At 76.2% G+C, this 1,575-nt stretch carries 3 protein-coding genes; 2 read left to right on the top strand and 1 reads right to left on the bottom strand.

The window, feature by feature from the left end; translation table 11 throughout:
* On the bottom strand, window positions 1–229 hold a 229-nt coding region (locus tag AE652_RS41070; protein WP_049661059.1), incomplete at its 3' end, for a LysR family transcriptional regulator.
* Between the two features lie 103 nt (window positions 230–332).
* Between AE652_RS41070 and AE652_RS41075 the strand changes: the two genes are divergently transcribed.
* Together AE652_RS41075 and AE652_RS41080 are read left to right on the top strand one after the other, a co-directional pair.
* Complete coding sequence (locus tag AE652_RS41075) at window positions 333–1,244, top strand: DMT family transporter (RefSeq protein WP_199823233.1); 912 nt, start codon at window positions 333–335, stop codon at window positions 1,242–1,244.
* A gap of 10 nt (window positions 1,245–1,254) precedes the next feature.
* On the top strand, window positions 1,255–1,575 hold a 321-nt coding region (locus tag AE652_RS41080), incomplete at its 3' end, for a sensor domain-containing protein (protein WP_234348730.1).

The following is a 1,575-nucleotide window of genomic DNA, read 5'->3' on the forward strand; positions in this document are numbered from 1 at the left end:
AGGCGACGTCGGTCCGGGCGTGCGGCAGGACCTGCTCGCCCAGCGGGGTGGGCCGGCAGGGGGTGCCGCGCCACAGCACGGGCGCGCCGAGGCTGCGCTCCAGCGCGGCGACGGCGTGCGAGACCGCGGACTGGCTGATGCCGAGCTCGTCGGCGGCCGCGCTGAAGCCGCCGGTGTCGGCGACCGCGACCAGTGCCCGGAGCTGGGCCAGGTTGACGTCCGGGGTCATGAGACTTCCTCATCACGAGTGCACTGCCACTTGTTGGACTCATGCTGCGGCGCCGGGCCACGCTCTGTCCAGAAGACGCGACGGGAGGACGGAGGTGGTCGGGGTGAGGCGCTGGTTGCCGGGCTTCGTGGCACTGTCGGCGATCTGGGGCGCGAGCTTCGCCCTGATCAAGGTGGCGGTCGAGGCGGGCGTGCCGCCGCTGTGGGTGGCGCTGTGGCGCTGCCTGCTCGGCGCCACCACGCTGTGGGCGGTGCTGCTGCTGCGCGGCGAGCGGGCCCCGCGCGACCGGGCGCTGTGGGGGCACTCGGCGGTGGTCGCGGTGCTGCTCAACAGCGTGCCGTTCACCCTCTTCTCCTTCGGGGAGACCAGGGTCAGCTCGGTGCTCGCCGGGGTGATGAACGCGACCACCCCGCTGTTCACCCTGCTGTTCGCGGTGCTGACCGTCCCCGAGGAGCGCCGCCCGGGCGGCCGCCGGCTGGCCGGTCTCGGACTCGGCTTCGTCGGTGTGCTCACCGTGCTCGGGGTCTGGCGCGGCCTGGGCGCCGGTGCGACCACCGGTGCGCTGGCCTGCCTGGCCGCCGCCTGCTGCTACGGCGCGGGCTTCGCCTACCTGCGCCGCTTCCTGTCCGGCCGCCCGGAGTCGGTGACCACCCTCTCCACGCTCCAGATCACCTGCGCCACCGTCGAGTTGGCCCTGGTGGCGCCGTTCGCCGCGGGCCTTCCGCGCTGGCCGGGCGCCGCCGCGGCCGGCGCGCTGCTGGTGCTCGGCGCGCTCGGTACGGGCGTGGCGTACCTGCTCAACCTGGCGCTGGTCCGCGGCGCCGGGACGACGGTGGCCTCGGCCGTGACGTACGTGACGCCGCTGTGGTCCACCGCGCTCGGCGCGGCCTTCCTCGCCGAGCCGGTCGGCTGGAACGCCCTGGCCGGCGGCGCGCTGGTGGTCGCCGCCGTCGCGCTGACCAGGCCGCGCGCGGCCCGCGCCCGAGCCCCGAAGGACCGTCAGCCGGTCGGTTAGGGTGGACCGGGTGAACGAGGGGTCGGTGACGGACGGGGAGCGGCGGCCGACGTCCGTACGCGAGGCGCTGCGGGCGCACCCGCTGCGCTTCCCGTTCACCCGCTGGGTGCCGCGCTGCTGGGCGTACCTGCTCGGCGGGGCGCTGTTCGGGCCGGTGCTGCTGGTGGTCCTCGCGGTGCTGCTGGTGGTCGGCGCGGGCCTGTCGGTGGTCGGCCTCGGACTGCCGGTGCTGCTCGCCCTGGCGCTCGCGGGCATCCCCGCCGCCGGTGTGGCCCGGTGGCGGCTGCGGCTGGTCGAGCCGGTCCCGCCGCCCGACCCGCACCGCAGCCTG

The sequence above is a fragment of the Kitasatospora sp. MY 5-36 genome (genome assembly GCF_001182915.1).
Classification (GTDB): Bacteria; Actinomycetota; Actinomycetes; order Streptomycetales; family Streptomycetaceae; genus Kitasatospora.